The following is a 17,129-nucleotide window of genomic DNA, read 5'->3' as shown; positions in this document are numbered from 1 at the left end:
GCCGTGGGCCGCACCGACACCACCTATGCCCAGGGCATGCGCCAGGGCGGCATCAACGTCGGTATTGGTGGCGCGGCTGCGGGCCTCGCGCAGAACGTCTATGGCGGCGTCAAGCGTGGCAGCGAAGTCAAGGATGATCGGTTGAAGGCGCTGTATGCGGCGCAGGCCGGCTATATGGCCAAGGACGGCTATAACGCCTTGTCGCAGGACGCTGGCCTGATGCAGGGCGCATCCAAGGACAACCCGAACGGCGTCAACTTGAAAGTCGGCATCGGTGGGGCCAGTGCCCGTAGCAGCACGAGTACGCATGACGAGACGGCTTACGGCAGCCGTATCCGTAGCCGGGGCGATGTCACCATCGCAGCGACGGATGGGGACCTGAACATCATCGGCAGCGCCATCGATGGCAACAACGTCGCGCTAGCCGCTGCCAACAACATCAACCTTCGGAGTCAGGCCGAAAACCATAGCCTGCAAAGCGACAACAAGAACGGCAGTGCCGGCGTCGGCATACTGATCGGCAGCAGCGGTTTCGGCATCTATGCCGAAGCGGCCATGGGCAAGGGAACTGCACACGGCACTGGCACCACGCATGCCGAAACCACGGTCAACGCGGCCAACAGCCTGACCCTGGTCAGCGGCAACGACACGAACATCATCGGTGCCCAGCTCAAGGGCCATCAGGTCATCGGCGCCATCGGTGGCAACCTGCATATCGAAAGCGTGCAGAACACCGACGACTACGCCAGCAAGCAATGGCAGGCGAGCGGACAAGTGGTCATCGGCTATAGCTCGGGCGCGAGCGGCAGCTACAGCCAGGGCAAGGCCAACAGCCACTACCGCAGCGTCGGCGACGTCAGCGGCATCCAGGCCGGTAGCGGTGGTTTCGACATTACCGTGGGCGGCAACACCCATCTGGTCGGCGGGGTGATCGGCAGCCGCGCGGATGCGACCCAAAATAGGCTCAATACGAGCTCATTGACCTACGACGCCATCCATAACGAGGCCAGCTACAGCGCCAGCAGCGCAGGCCTCTCCGGTGGGTATGGCGGCGGCGGAAACTGGAGCGTCGGCGGCGGCCTGCCCATGTCCCAGAAAGGCAACCGCAGCAGCGACACCCTGTCCGGCATCGCCCAGGGCACGATCATCGTGCGCGATGGGCAGGCTGATCTCTCGGGCCTGGATCGTGATCCGGTGCTGACCAATCAGGCGCTCACGCCGATCTTTGATGAGGAGACGATTCGCGAGCAGCAGGAGCTAGGGCAGGTGGCCGGTTATGTGGGCATGCGGCTGGTCGGCGACGTGGGTCAATACATGCAGGATCACGCGCAGACGGAGCAAGACGGAACTGCTTGGGCCGATGGCGGCATGAATAAGACGCTGCTGCACGGCTTGGTCGGTGCAGGTGTGGCCGCCTTGGGTGGCAGTAATGCTTTACAAGGCGCGTTAGGCGCAGGTGCTGGAGAGGCGCTAAGTGGCACACTCCAAGACTATCTGGTCAACCACGGCATCGACCCGAACGGCGCTGAAGGACGCGCTTTGATGCAACTGGCAAGCGTAGCCATTGGCGGCGCAGTAGGAGGCAACGTCGGGGCGAGCACCGCGTTGGCTGGGCAGTTGTTCAACCAGCAACTCCATCCTGATGTCGTCAAAAGCATCATGTCCCATGCGAAGGATTTCGCCGAGCAAAATGGCTTGACGCTGGAAGAAGCGCAGAGCCGGCTTCTTCTCCAGGCCATGCGTTTACAGGATGCAAATTTTGCTTCAGCGCTGGAAGTAGACCAGATCGGCGGCTCCAAGGGTGTGCCTGATGACGCACTGGCGCGCGCATTCTTTCAAAGCCATAACACCTATCTGGTTGACGGTGAGCCTATGGATATCTTCGCGCCCAAGTCACCGGGAGATAGCTCAGCCAATGCCTATGCGCTGTACGACTATCTTTACAACGATCCGAACGCTGCCAACGCGTATTATCAGGCGCAGCTTTTCGGCTTTGGTCAGCGAGGGGAGAGCCAGACGGAAGGTGAGCGTAACGCGGCGCTGTCTTTTTGGGCGAATCAGGATGTGCTCAGAAATTACTACGCTAACGACATCATTAAACAGTCGGATGGTGATTTTTACAAATTTTACGGCCAAGTTGCCGTTGCTGGCATAACGGGTGGCGTTGGAAGTTCTTTTTCCTTGGTAGGGTCTGCTTATCAAGGATCCAGGGTTTACTCGGTCGGTGAATTTGTTTTGGCCTCTCGGGCCGGATCGAGTTTGACGTCTGGGGCGGTAAACGCAGCGTCCCAGTTAATTCAACACGAAGAGGGTAAGGATTTTAGATGGACGGATGTTGGCGTTTCCATGTTAACAGGCGGATTGACTGTCGGTGTTGGCTTTCGATGGAATGTAGGTATCAATACTCAGGCGGGTGCGATGCAAGCGAGTCTTAATAATTACGTCTACGGTGAAAATAATAGTTTGACTGGTGGTGCTTTTGGTGGCGCTCTTTCTGGAGGGGCGGGATTTTTGTTGGTGGTAAGGCGGTTGATGGTCTTGGTGTATTTTGGCCAAAATCTTTGATTCCCGTCATATCAAGTAATGCACTCGTATCATGGGCTTCAGAAGCGGTTAACGGTGGCTTGAGCGAAATCAAAGAGAATATCTATGAAAATAAATAAATCATTTAAGATATTGATTTTTGGATTTATATATTTCATGTTATTTGTTATTTTGTCTTATGTTCTACTTTATGTTAGGTGTGTTGTTGAAGGTATTGCATTTTCCAAGGATGCGGCAAGAATTTTTCTTCCCTACTCTTTAAGGGGCGGGGCTGGCGTGGCAATTTTTATGATGTTTATCCTGGCGCTTCGCGGGCCTAGGCTGCCCCCTGGCGGGAGCGTTAATAATTAATAGTAACTCAAGGCCATGCTCGACTACCTCAACACCCAGGGAGTCGATCCGTATTCGAGCGAAGGCAAGCTGCTGCTGCCGTTGGCGAGCAGCGCGGTAGGCGGCGTCATCGGCGGCACGGATGGTGCGCCGACGGGGGAGCTTACGCCAGGGCTGGAATCCAGCGTATGTAGCGCCATCAGAGCCAGGCCACTTACGTCCCGGCTTTCGCCGGGACCACAGGTAGGATAGGTTTTTAGAGGTTCCCTGAAGTTGTTCCCTCAAGGTGCTCGCCATGGGCGAACCTTGCGCGAGTCATGGCCTTTCACATCATTGTTCGGCGGTTGCGCATGCTTGGATGGCCGGAATCGCGCCAACGTGTAGCGTGCGAACATCGGTCAGGTATTACGCGACTGACGACACCAGAAGATCTTCGATGTGTACCGGCAGGTCGCGTATACGGATGCCGGTGGCATGATGGACGGCATTGGTGATGGCCGCTGCGATGCCGGCCAAGCCGATTTCGCCGATGCCTCGTACGCCCATGGCATTGAGCTTGGTATCAGGGTAATCGAGAAAGATGACGTCCAGCTCTGGCGCATCAGCGTGCGAAGTCATGATGTAATCGGCCAGGTTGCTATTGATGGCCATGCCATTTCGTGGGTCGTAATGGGTTTCCTCGAACAGCGCCATGCCTAGGCCCATGATGACCGCGCCTTCTATCTGGTTGCGGCCGGTGAGCGGATTGACGATGCGACCGGCGTCGATCACTGTGACCACGCGCTTGACGCGAAGTCGCGCGATGTGGGGTTGCCAGGCTACCTCGACGAAATGCGCGCCGAAGGAATGCGTGGAATACGCCTTGTTTTTCTTGCCGAACGTACCCTCGGCCTTGCCGTGACCTTCCACGCGCGCCAGCCGTGCCTGGGAAAGGATGTCTTCAAAGCGCTTGCCCGTCTCCGGGGATTGCCCTTTGCGATGCACGAAGCCGTTCTCGAACGACAGCGTATCGGGCCCGGCCTGGGCAAAGGCACCGCCCGTATCGCTGGCGATGCGGATCAATTGCTGGGCAATGTCCTGCATCGCCTGTACCAGGGCCGGTACCATCGAGCCGGTCGCCATGGAGCCGCCAGACCAGGGGCCTGGCGGCAAGTTGCTGTCGCCGATCACCACCTTGACCTTGCCGACATCGACTCCCGCCAGTTCAGCGGCCATCTGCGCCACCACCGTATAGGTTCCAGTGCCGATATCCTGCGTGCCACTGGCCACGCGCACGTTGCCGTCGGCACTCAGCACCACGCCTGCCTCGGCGGCGAAACGTTCGGCAATCCAGGTGCAGGCGGCCATACCCCACCCGAGGATGGTGTCGCCATCGCGCATCGAGCCAACATCCGGGCGGCGTTGCGCCCAGCCAAAGGCATCGGCGCCACGCGTGAGACATTCCTTGAGATGACGCGATGAAAACGGGATGTTTTCCATTTCATCCACAGTCGGTTCATTGCGCAGCCGCAATTGAACCGGATCCATGTTCAATGCGAGGGCTAGTTCGTCCATGGCCGATTCGAGTGCGAACAAGCCAGGTACAGCGCCGGGTCCTCGCATCGAGGTGGCTGGGCCGACATCGCGCTCACTGTGCGATGCGGCAACGCGGACGTTCGCACAGCTGTAGAGAAACCCGCTGGCTTCGCCGCAATTTTCCTTGTATTCGGCATCGCGCGCACGGTGATAGAGGTAGTCGTGTTGCAGCGAAACCAACTTGCCATCCCTATCGGCAGCCAAGCGCATGCGTTGCTGCGTATGCGGTCGGTGGCCGACGTTATGGAACATCATCTTGCGCGACACTACCAGCTTGATCGGCCGGTTGAGATCGCGTGCTGCTGCTGCCGCCAGCACGGCTTGCGTCCATGGCCATAATTTGCCGCCAAAGCCTGAGCCGAGGTATTCGGTGATCACGCGCACATGATCCGATGGCACACCCAGCATCTGCGCCATGACTTCGCGAAAATTCATTACCGCCTGGGTGGTTTCGTAGAGCGTAAAGCGCAAACCATCCCATAGCGCCACGCTGGCATGCAATTCAATCGGGTTGTGCGTTTCAACGGGCGTGCTGTAGGTATAGTCCAGCTTTACCGCGGCGCCAGCAAATGCGGCATCGGCATCCCCGCGTTGGGTGTCGGGCTTATACGGCGCATCCGGGCTCAGTTTTGTGTTTACCAAGGGAGGACGGCCGCCAGTATATTTTACGCTTACCGCCTCGGCCGCCGCGGTCGCCTGCTCGAATGTATCTGCGACGACTAGCGCGACGTATTGACCATAGTAACGAATCTGGTCGTCATCCAAGGGGGGCCGTCGTTCGTCGATCTTGGATTTGCTCGACGGTGGCACACGATAAAGCTTGCCGATATTCTCGCGCGTGTAAATCTTGCGAACGCCGGGCAGGGCGGCCGCGCGACGCGCGTCGATCGAGGCGATCGAACCGGTGGCGACCGTGGCGCACACGGGTACGGCGTACAACATGCCGGGAAACTGGAAATCAGCGCTGTAGCGGGCGGTGCCGCTGACTTTGAGGGGGCCGTCGATGCGGGCCTGCGCATGGCCAACCGGCATGGGTGTGACGGTGCTTGCGTTCATGGCGTCTCCTTATGCGGTGGCAGTTACCAGGGCCTGGATCAGGCAGCGCCTGGCCAGCTCTATCTTGAATCCATTCTGGCTTTGCGGGCGGGCACCGGCGAGCGCGGCTTCGGCGGCGCGAACGAATGTCATGCGATCGATCGCATGCCCTTGCAGTGCAAGTTCGGCTTCAGGAGCGCGCCATGGGCGCGTACCAACGCCTCCCAACGCGACCCGTGCATGGGAAATCCGGCCGCCATCGCTCGTTATCACCAAAGCTGCCGAGGCCAGGGCGAATTCGTATGAGGCGCGATCACGTAATTTAAGATAATGCGATACCGCGCCTTGCCTTGGGGGTGGCAACAGGACGTGTGTGATCAGATCGCCTGGTTCCATCACGGTTTCGCGGTTAGGCGTGGTCCCCGGCAGCAGGAAGAACTCGCCGATGGGCACCTGGCGAGTTCCCTTGATGCCTTCGATGACAAGTGTTGCCTCCAGCGCAGTCAGTGCAACATTCATATCCGACGGGTTGCTCGCGATACATTGTTCGCTCGTGCCCAGCACGGCGAGGTTGCGATTGAAACCGTCGATGGCCGAACACCCGCTGCCTGGCTGGCGTTTGTTGCAGGGCATGCTGGTATCGCGGAAGTAAACGCAGCGCGTGCGTTGCAACAAGTTGCCACCCGTGGTTGCCATGTTGCGCAACTGGCCGGATGCGCCTGCCAGCAGTGCCTGCGATAGCACTGGATAATCTTTGGTGACATCCGGGTGTCTGGCCAGATCCGCGTTGCGTACCAGTGCGCCGATCCTGAGCCTGCCATCGGCCAGACGTTCCACGTCGGCGAGGGGCAGAGCGTTGATGTCGATGATTTGGCGAGGCTGCTCCACATCGAGCTTCATCAAGTCGATGAGGGTGGTGCCACCGGCGACGAAGCGAACTTCGGCGCCCTGTTGGGCGGTTCGGGCTTGTGCTGCCCCACGGACGGCATCTTTCACGCTGCGCGCGCGGTCGAAGGTAAAGCTTTGCATGGATAGCCCCTTCAGTCCTTGCGGACTTGTTTGATCGCCGTAAGAATGTTCGCGTAGGCACCACAGCGGCATATGTTGCCGCTCATGGCCTCGCGGATATCCGCGTCGTCGGGGCCCCATGCTTCATGCAACATGGCCGTGGCCGACATGATCTGGCCGCTGGTGCAATAACCACACTGATAGCCATCATGATCGACGAAGGCTTGCTGCATGGGGTGGAGCTTTCCGGGTTGACCGAGGCCTTCGATGGTGGTGATTTCATCGCCCTCGTGCATGATGGCCAGGCTGAGACAGGCGTTGACGCGTCGTCCGTTGACGTGCACGGTGCAGGCGCCGCATTGCCCGTGATCGCACCCCTTCTTGGTACCGGTCAGTTGCAGGTGATCGCGTAGAGCGTCGAGCAGGGTCGTACGATTGTCTACACGCAGGGTCTGCGACTTGCCATTGACCTTCATCGTGACCTGACTCAAGCCCTCGTCGGCCAGGGCTTGCGCAGCAGCTACTGCGGTAGCTGCCTGTGCGACGAAGGGCAGGCCCATGCCCGAAGCCACGCCAGTGACGCCAATGATTTGCAGGAAACCTCGCCGGCTGAGCGACGCGGGAGCGATCGATGATGATTCGGGTGCTTTTCTTTGTGACACGGCTGGCTCCGGAAGGGCTGGCGATGTCGTTTCATTGTATACCGCGGACGATCAAGCTTGGGTGAGCGTCGGGGGAGCAAGCTCGACCTTGGAGCGGAAACCGCTCACAGAAGACAATCGGATTATATCGATTGGAGAATAGTCCAGACATCGCAAAATGATGCCGCCGAACTATCGGCATCGCGCCCCGTATGGATATCGCTGTAACCCCATGCTGCGAAAATGCTGGGAATGCCAAGTGCGCGTGCCGCCTCGATGTCGGCACGATGGTCCCCAATCATCACGGCGTGATCAGAAGCGTGGCCGGCGCGTTCGAGCGCGGCGCGCAGATGGATCGGGTCGGGTTTCTGTGCCGAGACTTGGTCGCCGCCGCAGACCACGCGGAAAAAACCTAGCATGCCGAGCGTGTCGAGCATCCGTACGGCAGCAGCTTCGACCTTGTTGGTGCATACGGCCATGGTCCAGCCGGTTCGTGCCAGTTGCGCAAGCGTATCGATGGCGCCGGGGTAGGCACGCGATTCCACGACCGGATTGGCGCTGTAACGGTCTATAAAACGGGCCACGTCATCCGGGGCGGGCGTGGCGCCGCGCGCGGCGAAAGCTCGTTCGGCAAAGGCGTGCAGGCCATGACCGAGAAAGCTGCGTGCCTCGGAAAGCGCCAGCGGTGCCAGTGCCCGTTCCCCCAGGACGCGATTGATCTGCATGGCGATGTCGGGAACCGAATCGACAAGCGTGCCATCAAGGTCAAACAGGGCTATCGGGCCATGATCAGGCACCGACGCCTTGCTGGCGCCGGTGTCTGCGAGGGGAGATAGGAGCTGCGGCATGGACAATAGCGTGAAGGGACTCAGCTCTCACTATGAACCCTGGTGATTTCGAACAAGAACCACATGCGGCGTTCCGCCTCATCGATCCAGTTTTCGATCAGGCTGGCGGTAGCGACATCGTGGTACTCGTCGCATAGATCATGCGCCTTGCGCAGGTTGCCGATCAGTATCTTGTTGTCTTCGCGCAACTCGGCGAGCATGTCTTGTGGAGTGACGTATTCGGCGTCGTTGTTTTCCACGCGGGTGAGTTTGGCGATCTGGCCGATCGAAGTTAGTGTGCGGCCGCCGATTTTGCGCACCCGCTCGGCGATGTCATCGGTAATGGCGAAGATCTGGTCCGAATGTTCGTCCAGCAGCAGGTGATAGTCGCGAAAGTGCGGGCCGCTCATATGCCAATGAAAGTTCTTGGTCTTGATGTATAGCGCGAACACGTCGGCTAGCACAGCGTTGAGTGCGCCGCCGAGGTCGCGCGTGGCTTTGGGTGACAGGTCGGTCGGGGTGGCTAGAGGTGCGGCACGACGCTTTTGCAGTTGCTGTTCGCGTTTTGCATCGGATTTGCTCATGAGCTACTCCTTGTGGATGCGCCGATACCCGGCGTGTAGTGGCGAAGGAAGCGACAGGTTGCGACTTTGCCAAGCCATTGAGCAAGTGATGCGACAACTTGCGCCAGCACGACTTGACGTGACCGCGATGTGTCGCATGGTTAGCTGGGCCATGGGTTACTGGAGGCAAAAGCCATGAAGCGAACGGCAATCATTACGGGGGGTGCCCAAGGCATTGGGTTGGGGATCGTGAATGACCTGCTGGCGCGTGACTGGCAGGTGGCAGTTTTGGACCTGGATGGCGAAGCGATCGAGGAACTTGCCGGGCGACACAGTGAGAACCTGCTGGCATTGGGCACGGATGTGGGAGAAGAAGGGCAGGTTGCCCTGGCTTTCGAGCGTTTCGATGCCTGGCAGCGCAAACGGGGCGAGCCGGCCGGCTTGGACCTGCTGGTCAACAATGCAGGCATCGCCAATCCTTACAGTGGGCCGGTGGAGTCCTTGGCGCTGGATCAATGGCGTCGTTGGCTGGACAGTCATCTGACTGGCGCATTTCTTTGCGTGCGCTCGGCCGTACCTCGTCTGCGCTTGCGTAAAGGCAGCATTGTCAACATCGCCTCTACCCGTGGGTTGCAATCGGAGCCTCAAAGCGAGGCATACGCGGCATCCAAGGGCGGCTTGCTGGCTTTTACGCATGCGTTGGCCGTCAGTCTTGGGCCGGATATTCGCGCGAATGCGGTGTTGCCTGGCTGGATCGAGACCGGGCCGTGGAAGAAGGCCGCGCAGCGTAGTGAGCCGCATCATAGTGATGCTGATAAGCGCCAGCATCCGGTCGGGCGCGTCGGTGAGCCGGCGGATATTGCCGGGGCGGTCTTGTACCTGGCGGACGCGGGGTTTGTTACAGGACAGCAGTTGGTGGTCGACGGCGGCATGACGCGGAAGATGGTGTATGACTAGAGGCGAGGTCGCTGACCGCGCGTGGCATGCTCGCGCATTGGCCGGCTGAATTCCAGGCTGCTCCCCTGCCATAGCGTAATCTGCGATGTAGTCGAAGCATGGACTCTGGACCTCCAAGCCGCGATGTGCTTCGCGAATGAATTGGCTGCTACGACGCTTGTGCCACGGGGCCCATGCGCGTCCTCACCCTTGGGGGATGCCCGCCATGTTCGGCAAATGGTGAGCTATGCCCTTATGGCAGTCGATGCAGGTTTTCTGCCCGCTGCCCAACCATAACTTGTGGATCTGCGCTGCGCGTGGAGACTGGCGGGTGAGGTCCATCGAGCTGAAGTTATGGCAGTTTCGACATTCCAGGGAGTCGTTGGCTTTCAATCGTGCCCATTCGTGCTCGGCTAACACAAGCCTGTGGTCGAGGAATTTCTCGCGTGTGTCCACGGTACCGAAAATCTTAGCCCAGACCTCCTTGGATGCCTGCATCTTGCGGGCGATCTTGTCGGTCCAGTTGTGCGGCACATGGCAGTCCGGGCAGGTGGCACGTACGCCTGAGCGGTTGGAATAATGGATGGTGGTCTTGAGTTCTTGAAACACGTTGTCGCGCATCTCATGGCAACTGGTGCAGAAAGCCTCGGTGTTTGTGGCTTCCAGGGCCGTGTTGAAGGCACCCCAGAACAACACTCCCGCAATGAAGCCGCCCAGCGTGAGAAAACCCAGGCTGTAGTGCACGCTGGGCCGGCGCAGGGTCTGCCACATGAGCAACAGCCAGCATGTCAGTGGCCAAGATGGGATGCGCCGCCACATGTCAGTGCGCCTTCTCGTTGGCCAGGACGCTGTCGATATCCTGGAAGTTATTGGCTACCAGCGGCTGGGCATCGGTTTGCACCACGTGGCACTGGTTGCAGAAATAACGGCGCGGCGAAATGGTGGCGAGAAACTGGTCGTCGCGGTCCATGTAATGCGTGACGCTGATCGGTGGCGCCTGGAATTTGTCGGCATTGGCGCGCGAATGGCAGAGCAGGCAGCGATTGGAATTGAGATCGACCTGGTAGTTGTCGATGCTGTGCGGGATGGTCGGTGGCTGCATCGGATAGGCACGGTTGCGCTTGACGTCGGTGTTCTCCACGCGCGCCATGGCTGGCGGTGGAATTTCCTGGTCGATGGCCGCGCCACGTCGGATGGCATCGATTTGCTGGCTCCCCGGGCCGGGCACGATGCTCACCGGGGGCAAGGGTTTGGCGTCGGCGAGCGTGGGGGCCGCCGTGCCCGGTTGCAGGTCTGATTGGCGGCCATACTGCATGCCCAGCACGAAGGCGGTGATGCCGATCAGCCCCAGGGCAAACAGGCCGACGACGAGCGGTGTCTTGCGCTGCATGACTGGGCTCCTAGACGGCAACGAGCTTGACCGCGCACTTCTTGTAGTCGGTCTGCTTGGAGATCGGGTCGGTGGCGTCAAGCGTGACCTTGTTGATCAACTGGCCAGCATCGAACCACGGCACGAAGACCACCCCGCGCGGCATGCGATTGCGCCCGCGCGTCTCCACCCGAGACAGCATGTCGCCGCGACGCGAGACCACGCGCACTTCGTCGCCGCGCTTGAGTCCTCGTGCAACGGCGTCGTCCGGGTGCATGAACACCACCGCTGCCGGTACGGCCCGATAGAGTTCGGGCACGCGCATGGTCATGGAACCTGAGTGCCAGTGTTCGAGTACGCGGCCGGTGACCAGCCACATGTCGAATTCCTGGTCTGGCGATTCGGCCGGTGGCTCATAGGGGAGGGCCCAGATCACGGCGCGACCGTCGGCATTGCCATAGAACTGGAAGCCCGTGCCTGCCTTGACGTAAGGATCGGCGCCTTCGCGATAACGCCAGAGCGTTTCCTTGCCGTTGACCACCGGCCAGCGAATGCCGCGCGCCTTGTGGTAGCTGTCGAAGTCGGCCAGATCGTGACCGTGGCCACGGCCGAATTCGGCGTATTCCTCGAACAGGCCTTTTTGCGCATAGAAGCCGAACGCTGCGGCTTCGTCGTTGAGATAGCCCGTTTCGATATCCGACACCGGGTAGTGATCGACCTTGCCGTTGCGAAACAGCACCTCGAACAGCGTCTTGCCCTTGTACTGGGGATTGGCCGCAAGCAACGGCGCCGGCCAGCATTCGTCGGTCGTGAAGCGCTTGGAAAACTCCATCAATTGCCAGAGGTCGGAGCGCGCCTCGCCGGGTGCTTTCACCAGTTGATGCCAGAACTGCGTGCGGCGTTCGGCATTGCCATAGGCGCCTTCCTTTTCCACCCACATGCCTGCCGGCAGGATCAGGTCGGCCGCCTGCGCGGTGACCGTGGGATACACGTCGGAGACGACGATGAAGTTTTCCGGACGCCGGTAACCGGGATAGGTTTCCTGCATCATGTTGGCGCCGGCCTGCATGTTGTTGTTGACCATCACCCAATAGGCGTTGAGCGCGCCGTCGCGCAGGGCGCGGTTCTGCTCCACGGCGTGGTAGCCGGGTTTGTCGACGATCAGGCCATGCGGGACTTTCCAGATTTCCTCGGCATGCTTGCGGTGCTCGGGATTGGTCACCGCCATGTCGGCGGGCAGGCGATGGCTGAACGTGCCCACTTCGCGCGCCGTGCCGCAGGCCGACGGCTGGCCGGTGAGGGAGAACGGGCTGTTGCCTGGGGTGGAGATCTTGCCGGTCAGCAAGTGCAGGTTGTAGACCATGTTGTTGGCCCACACGCCACGCGTATGCTGGTTGAAGCCCATGGTCCAGAACGACATCACCTTGGTATGGGGATCGGCGTAGAGCTCGGCCAGCTTTTCCAGCCAGCCACGATCCACACCGGTCATCTGGACGGCCTTGTCCAGGGTGTAGGGTGCTACGAAGGCCGCGAAACGCTCGAAGTCGATCGGCTGCGAAGCGCCCGGGTCCTTGGCGTTGCGCGCGTGCAGTTCCAACGGATTGTCCGGGCGCAGGCCGTAGCCGATGTCGTCCACGCCTTGCTTGAACACGGTGTGCTGGTTGACGAAATCCTTGTTGACCCGTCCGGTCTTGATGATGTGATTGGCGATGTAGTTGAGGATGACCAGGTCGGTCTGCGGCCTGAAGACAATGGGTATGTCGGCCAGCTCGAAGCTGCGGTGTTCATAGGTGGAAAGCACGGCCACTTTCACGGCCGGATTGGACAGGCGCCGGTCGGTGACGCGTGTCCACAGGATCGGATGCATTTCGGCCATGTTCGAACCCCATAGCACGAACGCATCGGCTGCCTCGATATCGTCGTAGCAGCCCATGGGCTCATCCATGCCGAAGGTACGCATGAAGCCCATCACGGCCGATGCCATGCAATGGCGCGCATTGGGATCGATGTTGTTGCTGCGAAAACCCGCCTTCATCAGCTTGTTGGCGGCGTAGCCTTCGAAGATGGTCCACTGCCCGGAGCCGAACATACCGATCGCCGTCGGGCCCTTTTCCTTGAGCACACGCTTGAACTGGGCGGCCATCACGTCGAAAGCTTCATCCCAGGAGACAGGTTCGAACTGGCCATCCTTGGCGTATGCGCCATCGCGCTTGCGCAGCAGGGGCTGGGTAAGGCGATCGCCGCCGTACATGATCTTGGACAGGAAATAGCCCTTGACGCAGTTGATGCCACGATTGACCTCGGCGTGCACATCGCCATGGGTGGCCACGACGCGATCGTCCTTGACGGCCACGTTGACGCCACAACCCGTACCGCAGAACCGACAGGGCGCCTTGTCCCATTTCAACTGGGTCTGGTCACCTTCCAGAACGATGTTGCTGGCCGCTGCCGGCAACGACAGGCCGGCGGCACTGGCGGCGGTGGCCAGGGCGGTGTGGCGGATGAATTCCCGACGAGTCAGCGTGATCATGCGGCGACTCCGCGCAGCGCGACGGACACGGTCTGATCGAGTGCCTGGCGTGGCTCGGCGTGATGGTAGATGAGTGACACGCTCAGCACGCCGGGCAAGGCCTGCATTGCGTCGATATGATCCATGGTGGCGCGCTGATGATCGGTTTCGCACAGCACCACGCTGCGCGTGCCTTCGTTCAGGGCCAGCTCCAGCTCCGCGCAGGTTTCGATAAAGGATCGCAAGGTCGGCAAGGCTTCGGTGCGGTGCTGAACGAGCAGGCTGGAGATGTGCAGCTCATGATTCATGGCAGCTCCTTGGAGCCCTCAGTCAGGTTGATACAGTTCGATGGCCAGGGTGGGGCAGGTCGCGATGCAGGCGCCGCAGCCGGTGCAGCGATCGTGATCCATGGAGGGGGTGGCGTTGCCACCCATGGCCAGCTCGAAACGGATGGCTTGTTCCCCGCAGGCATCCTGGCAACTGCGGCAGACCACGCCGCGTTGCGACAGGCATTCGCCATCGCGCACCTGGGCTACCCAGTGCCATGGCGGTTGTACCTGGGTGGTGTCCAGCGCATGCGGCGCGCATGCCTGGGCACAGGCGCCGCAGAAACTGCATTCGCCGCGCAGAGGATCGAAGACGGGAAAGCCGCCGCTGCCGGTGGACAGGACATGCTCGGGGCATTGCTCGATGCAGGCGTGGCAGCGGGTGCAGGCGTCGAGGAAGGCCGGCTCGGTCAATGCCCAGGGCGGGCGCTTGGCCGCCTGATGTTGCAACTGTCCGCGAAACAATGCGCGACGTGCGGGATCGGGCATGCTCATCCGGGCGGCCCGGGTGGCCCGCTGACGAACATCTGCCAGAACCATACGATGAAACCGAATCCAGCGACGATGACAACGGCCAGGATGGGGAACAGCGCCGCCGCAAGCAACAGGAACGCCGTACGCTCACGGCGCTTTTGCTCAAGCGTGGCCAATGACTGCATGGCGACTCCCCCCAGTGTAGCGGCGGCTTAAACCAGGAACGCGCGAGCAGCGTAGCACTCGCCAAGAGCTTGTCGAGTGCGTCGGTTTGCAAAACGGCACGAAGAAAGGATCCACCTTTGGTTACATGGTCACCCAGGCTTTTCAGCGGTATACACCGCCAGACGGCTATACCTCAGTGATTGCGTGGCGCCTGGTAATGCACCGCTGGGTCCAGCGATTGTGCGTAAGGGCCATCCCAGTCGTGGTCGAAGATGCTTGCCAGGGTTTGGGCCGGGCCGGTTCCGGTGACAAAGACCGAGGCGTCTACGGTGGTGTTGAAGTAACTCCATTCCCAGTTGCCGGTTCCGATATACACCGTGCGGTCATCGGCGACGGCATATTTGGCGTGTTCCACGCGGGCATAGGGAATAAAGCCCTGGGGCGAGGGGGGCAGTTGGGTGAATTTCACCGCGACATTCGGCAGCACTGCCAGGCTTTTCAGATAGGCCTGCATATCGTCCTGGAGAGCCCAGTCGGCCAAGATGATGCGCACCTTGACGCCGCGCGCGGCGGCGTCGCGCATGGCGGTGTCCACCGACGACCACCAGCCTTTGGGCCCGAAATGGCGGATCGCCGATAGCGTCATGACCTGCACGCGCAGGGTGTGCTGGCTGCCCTGGATCATCTGCACCAGAGCGGGCTCTTCCGCGGTCAGTGCATGAGGTGTAAGTCCTGGTGGACTGAAGGCCGGATAGAGCGTGAGGGAGCTGCCGTCCTGGTCGTGGATGATGGCGGGATCGGCTGCGGTGACCGGCGGGAAATCCAGCGGACGCACGAGGCTTTTGGCGATCAGTCCCTGATCGGGTTTGCCGGCTGCGTTCCAGTCCAGTTCGAAGGCAGCGTCAAAGGTACGTGCGGTACGTTCGTCGTTGATGCGTGCACCGATTTCGTGGATCTGTTCGAGCGCACGCCAGTCCCAGTTCTGGCTGCCGACGAAAACGCTATGGCCATCCACGACCATGTATTTGGCATGCAGCACACCGCCCATGAGCTTGGCCATCGGCAGTTCACGCACTTGCACGCCATTCACTTCACGCAGCCGCGCCACGGTTTCGGCGTTGTCCTTGAGAAAGCCCTGATCGACCAGGATGCGCAGGTGTACCCCGGCCTTGGCGCGTGCAACGAGCGCATTGATGACCAGCGAGAGCGCCGAGCCAGGTTTGTCGGCGATATAGAACGCAGCAATGTCAATGCTGTGCGCGGCGTGGCCGATCATGTTCAGCCAGACATCGCCTGTGCGAGGCACGCCGGGTTGGCCGAACGAGGTAGCTTCAGGAACGCTTTCGACGATCTGAAAGTCGGTCGGCCCCGGTGCCTGCCGCGCGATCGACAGACTGGTTGCGCACAGGCCGATGCCGAGTAAAAGGCAGCGCAAAAGTGCACGTCGGACCGGCGCGGGCGTCATGGGGCGAATCCTGGGGAAAGGCGAGTGTTATAACATAACATATCGTCATCGTTACTCGTCCCTTGGGGCCTCATGTCGGGATGAGTCGTGATGTAGGGGCGAGTCGTGAGTAGCGAGGGCGCAAGTCCGATCGATTGAGGCAAGCCGTCATGCCGCGAGGCGCTTTCGTGGGCTTGGGGGTTTCGGTCACCTGCAATCGTACGAACTCACTCCTCACTCCTCACTCCTGGCCGTCACGAATCTCTCGAAACCCTTGAAAACGCGCATTTCGTAACGCGTTTTTAGCTGATTCAACTTGTATTTAGTGACGCGTCACTATATTATTCGCGCCAGTTCCATTCGTGAGGTTTCGTAATGCGTGACACCAAGGACCCTGGCACTCTGGAAATACGGTTCCCGGTGCGAGCAGGTCGGCCCGCCTTGTTCGGGCAGCCGATGACACCTGCTGAGAGAGCCCGTCGTTATCGGGCAAGAAGGGCTGAGCGCAGGCGCGTGGCACGTCGCACGCCACAGTGCGCGACGGTGGTGGGGTTGCTCGATGAACTGCGCGGATGCATGGCAGTGGGCAGTGCGCGTAACGTGCATCGCATACTTGCGGAGATCGCCACGCGCTATCCAGTTCGCTGATTCGGGCCGGTGCACACCTGAAAAGCCACGGATTTTTCCGTGGCTTTTTCTATGGGACGTTTTTGGCCTTGATTGGCACGGAAGGCGTTATGTAACAAAACTCCTTCATTTGTTAAATTTCTGCTGCACTGCGACTTGCCTCGATCTAAAACAGGCCCTTACGATCCGCCCAAAATCGGACCGCGGATCACCGTGGCCACATAAGAAAAAGCGGCAGGGGTTGTTCCAGTCATAGAGGAGGGTGAGGGGAGGCTCGTCGTTGCGTTGTGCGATGTCGATGCGAGGGCCAGTGCCATGCGGTGCCGGGTGCGTGTCGATCTTGTGCTGTCCGGGCGGCCGCCAGGCTTGCATCGGGCTGACGAAACATCCCCATGGCATCCGAAGGTTTTCCAGGCCATGCCAACCCAGACGCGCGAATGCTTGTCCAGGCTCGTGCACGTTGCAAAAAAGCCGGTGCTCCGTTTGCCGCCCTTCATGTGGTGGAGCGGGCGCCCAAGTCATTGATCGGGGAGAAGGGTTATATGAAACAGTTCCGTGTACGCCGCGGTGCGCTGGCGAGCGCACTTGCCTTGGCGCTGGTCACGCCACATGTTTTCGCGCAGCAGGCCCAGGCGGGCAACGACGCGTCGGGTACCCAGGCAACGCCGCAGGACGCGAAGAACGCCAAGAACCTGGAAGGCGTTGTTGTGACCGGCTCGCGCATTCCGCGCGCGGAGATCGAAGGTCCCGCGCCGG

17 protein-coding genes are annotated in these 17,129 nt (G+C 60.4%); 5 read left to right on the top strand and 12 right to left on the bottom strand.

Annotated features, from left to right (window positions below; translation table 11 throughout):
* Together VF436_RS05745 and VF436_RS05740 are read left to right on the top strand one after the other, a co-directional pair.
* The coding region (locus VF436_RS05745) for a hemagglutinin repeat-containing protein (protein ID WP_330903055.1) at positions 1-2,565 on the top strand (2,565 nt) is incomplete at its 5' end.
* 345 nt (positions 2,566-2,910) lie between these two features.
* Entirely contained in the window at positions 2,911-3,126 is a 216-nt protein-coding gene (locus tag VF436_RS05740; protein WP_330903054.1) for a hypothetical protein, read from the top strand.
* Between the two features lie 153 nt (positions 3,127-3,279).
* Here the strand turns inward: VF436_RS05740 and VF436_RS05735 are convergent, their stop codons facing one another.
* The 5 genes from VF436_RS05735 to VF436_RS05715 all read right to left on the bottom strand — a co-directional run bounded on the left by VF436_RS05735 (position 3,280) and on the right by VF436_RS05715 (position 8,544).
* Positions 3,280-5,505 (bottom strand): xanthine dehydrogenase family protein molybdopterin-binding subunit, encoded by a 2,226-nt coding sequence (locus tag VF436_RS05735; RefSeq protein ID WP_330903053.1) that lies wholly within the window; start codon positions 5,503-5,505, stop codon positions 3,280-3,282.
* 9 nt (positions 5,506-5,514) lie between these two features.
* The gene (locus tag VF436_RS05730; protein ID WP_330903052.1) at positions 5,515-6,513 is read right to left on the bottom strand and encodes a xanthine dehydrogenase family protein subunit M; all 999 of its coding nucleotides are present in this window, start codon (positions 6,511-6,513) and stop codon (positions 5,515-5,517) included.
* A gap of 11 nt (positions 6,514-6,524) precedes the next feature.
* Positions 6,525-7,121 carry a (2Fe-2S)-binding protein gene (locus VF436_RS05725; RefSeq protein WP_414649818.1) on the bottom strand — a complete coding sequence of 199 codons (597 nt, stop codon included), beginning with the start codon at positions 7,119-7,121 and terminating at the stop codon, positions 6,525-6,527.
* A 155-nt stretch (positions 7,122-7,276) separates the two neighbouring features.
* A complete protein-coding gene (locus VF436_RS05720; protein ID WP_330903051.1) occupies positions 7,277-7,981 on the bottom strand; it encodes an HAD-IA family hydrolase in 705 nt (234 codons plus the stop codon).
* Between the two features lie 20 nt (positions 7,982-8,001).
* On the bottom strand, positions 8,002-8,544 hold the full coding sequence (locus VF436_RS05715; protein ID WP_330903050.1) for a DNA starvation/stationary phase protection protein: 543 nt from the start codon (positions 8,542-8,544) through the stop codon (positions 8,002-8,004).
* A 174-nt stretch (positions 8,545-8,718) separates the two neighbouring features.
* On the opposite strand from VF436_RS05715, the gene VF436_RS05710 reads away from it, so the two are divergent.
* Positions 8,719-9,480 carry an SDR family oxidoreductase gene (locus VF436_RS05710; RefSeq protein ID WP_330903049.1) on the top strand — a complete coding sequence of 254 codons (762 nt, stop codon included), beginning with the start codon at positions 8,719-8,721 and terminating at the stop codon, positions 9,478-9,480.
* Between the two features lie 183 nt (positions 9,481-9,663).
* Here VF436_RS05710 and VF436_RS05705 read toward each other — a convergent pair whose 3' ends face one another.
* The 7 genes from VF436_RS05705 to VF436_RS05675 form a co-directional block, all read right to left on the bottom strand.
* The gene (locus tag VF436_RS05705; protein ID WP_330903048.1) at positions 9,664-10,230 is read right to left on the bottom strand and encodes a cytochrome c3 family protein; all 567 of its coding nucleotides are present in this window, start codon (positions 10,228-10,230) and stop codon (positions 9,664-9,666) included.
* A 49-nt stretch (positions 10,231-10,279) separates the two neighbouring features.
* Entirely contained in the window at positions 10,280-10,849 is a 570-nt protein-coding gene (locus VF436_RS05700; RefSeq protein WP_330903047.1) for a nitrate reductase cytochrome c-type subunit, read from the bottom strand.
* 10 nt (positions 10,850-10,859) lie between these two features.
* Positions 10,860-13,358, bottom strand: coding sequence for a periplasmic nitrate reductase subunit alpha (gene napA, locus VF436_RS05695; RefSeq protein WP_330903046.1), 2,499 nt, complete (start codon positions 13,356-13,358; stop codon positions 10,860-10,862).
* Positions 13,355-13,645 (bottom strand): chaperone NapD, encoded by a 291-nt coding sequence (locus tag VF436_RS05690; RefSeq protein ID WP_330903045.1) that lies wholly within the window; start codon positions 13,643-13,645, stop codon positions 13,355-13,357. The genes napA and VF436_RS05690 overlap by 4 nt, the downstream gene beginning before the upstream one ends.
* Positions 13,646-13,663: 18 nt before the next feature.
* Positions 13,664-14,152 carry a ferredoxin-type protein NapF gene (napF, locus tag VF436_RS05685; RefSeq protein ID WP_330903044.1) on the bottom strand — a complete coding sequence of 163 codons (489 nt, stop codon included), beginning with the start codon at positions 14,150-14,152 and terminating at the stop codon, positions 13,664-13,666.
* Positions 14,153-14,154: 2 nt separating this feature from the next.
* Positions 14,155-14,322: a nitrate reductase gene (locus VF436_RS05680; protein ID WP_330903043.1), complete on the bottom strand. Its 168-nt coding sequence runs from the start codon at positions 14,320-14,322 to the stop codon at positions 14,155-14,157.
* 173 nt (positions 14,323-14,495) lie between these two features.
* A complete protein-coding gene (locus VF436_RS05675; protein WP_330903042.1) occupies positions 14,496-15,767 on the bottom strand; it encodes a phospholipase D-like domain-containing protein in 1,272 nt (423 codons plus the stop codon).
* Between the two features lie 492 nt (positions 15,768-16,259).
* Here VF436_RS05675 and VF436_RS05670 point away from each other — a divergent pair, with 492 nt between their 5' ends.
* Positions 16,260-16,394, top strand: coding sequence for a hypothetical protein (locus VF436_RS05670; protein WP_330903041.1), 135 nt, complete (start codon positions 16,260-16,262; stop codon positions 16,392-16,394).
* Between the two features lie 521 nt (positions 16,395-16,915).
* Positions 16,916-17,129: hypothetical protein (locus VF436_RS05665; protein ID WP_330903040.1), on the top strand; the 214-nt coding region annotated here is incomplete at its 3' end.

Source organism: Dyella sp. (genome assembly GCF_036384435.1).
Taxonomy (GTDB): domain Bacteria; phylum Pseudomonadota; class Gammaproteobacteria; order Xanthomonadales; family Rhodanobacteraceae; genus GSA-30.
This window is presented reverse-complemented; position numbering and strand designations above follow the sequence as displayed.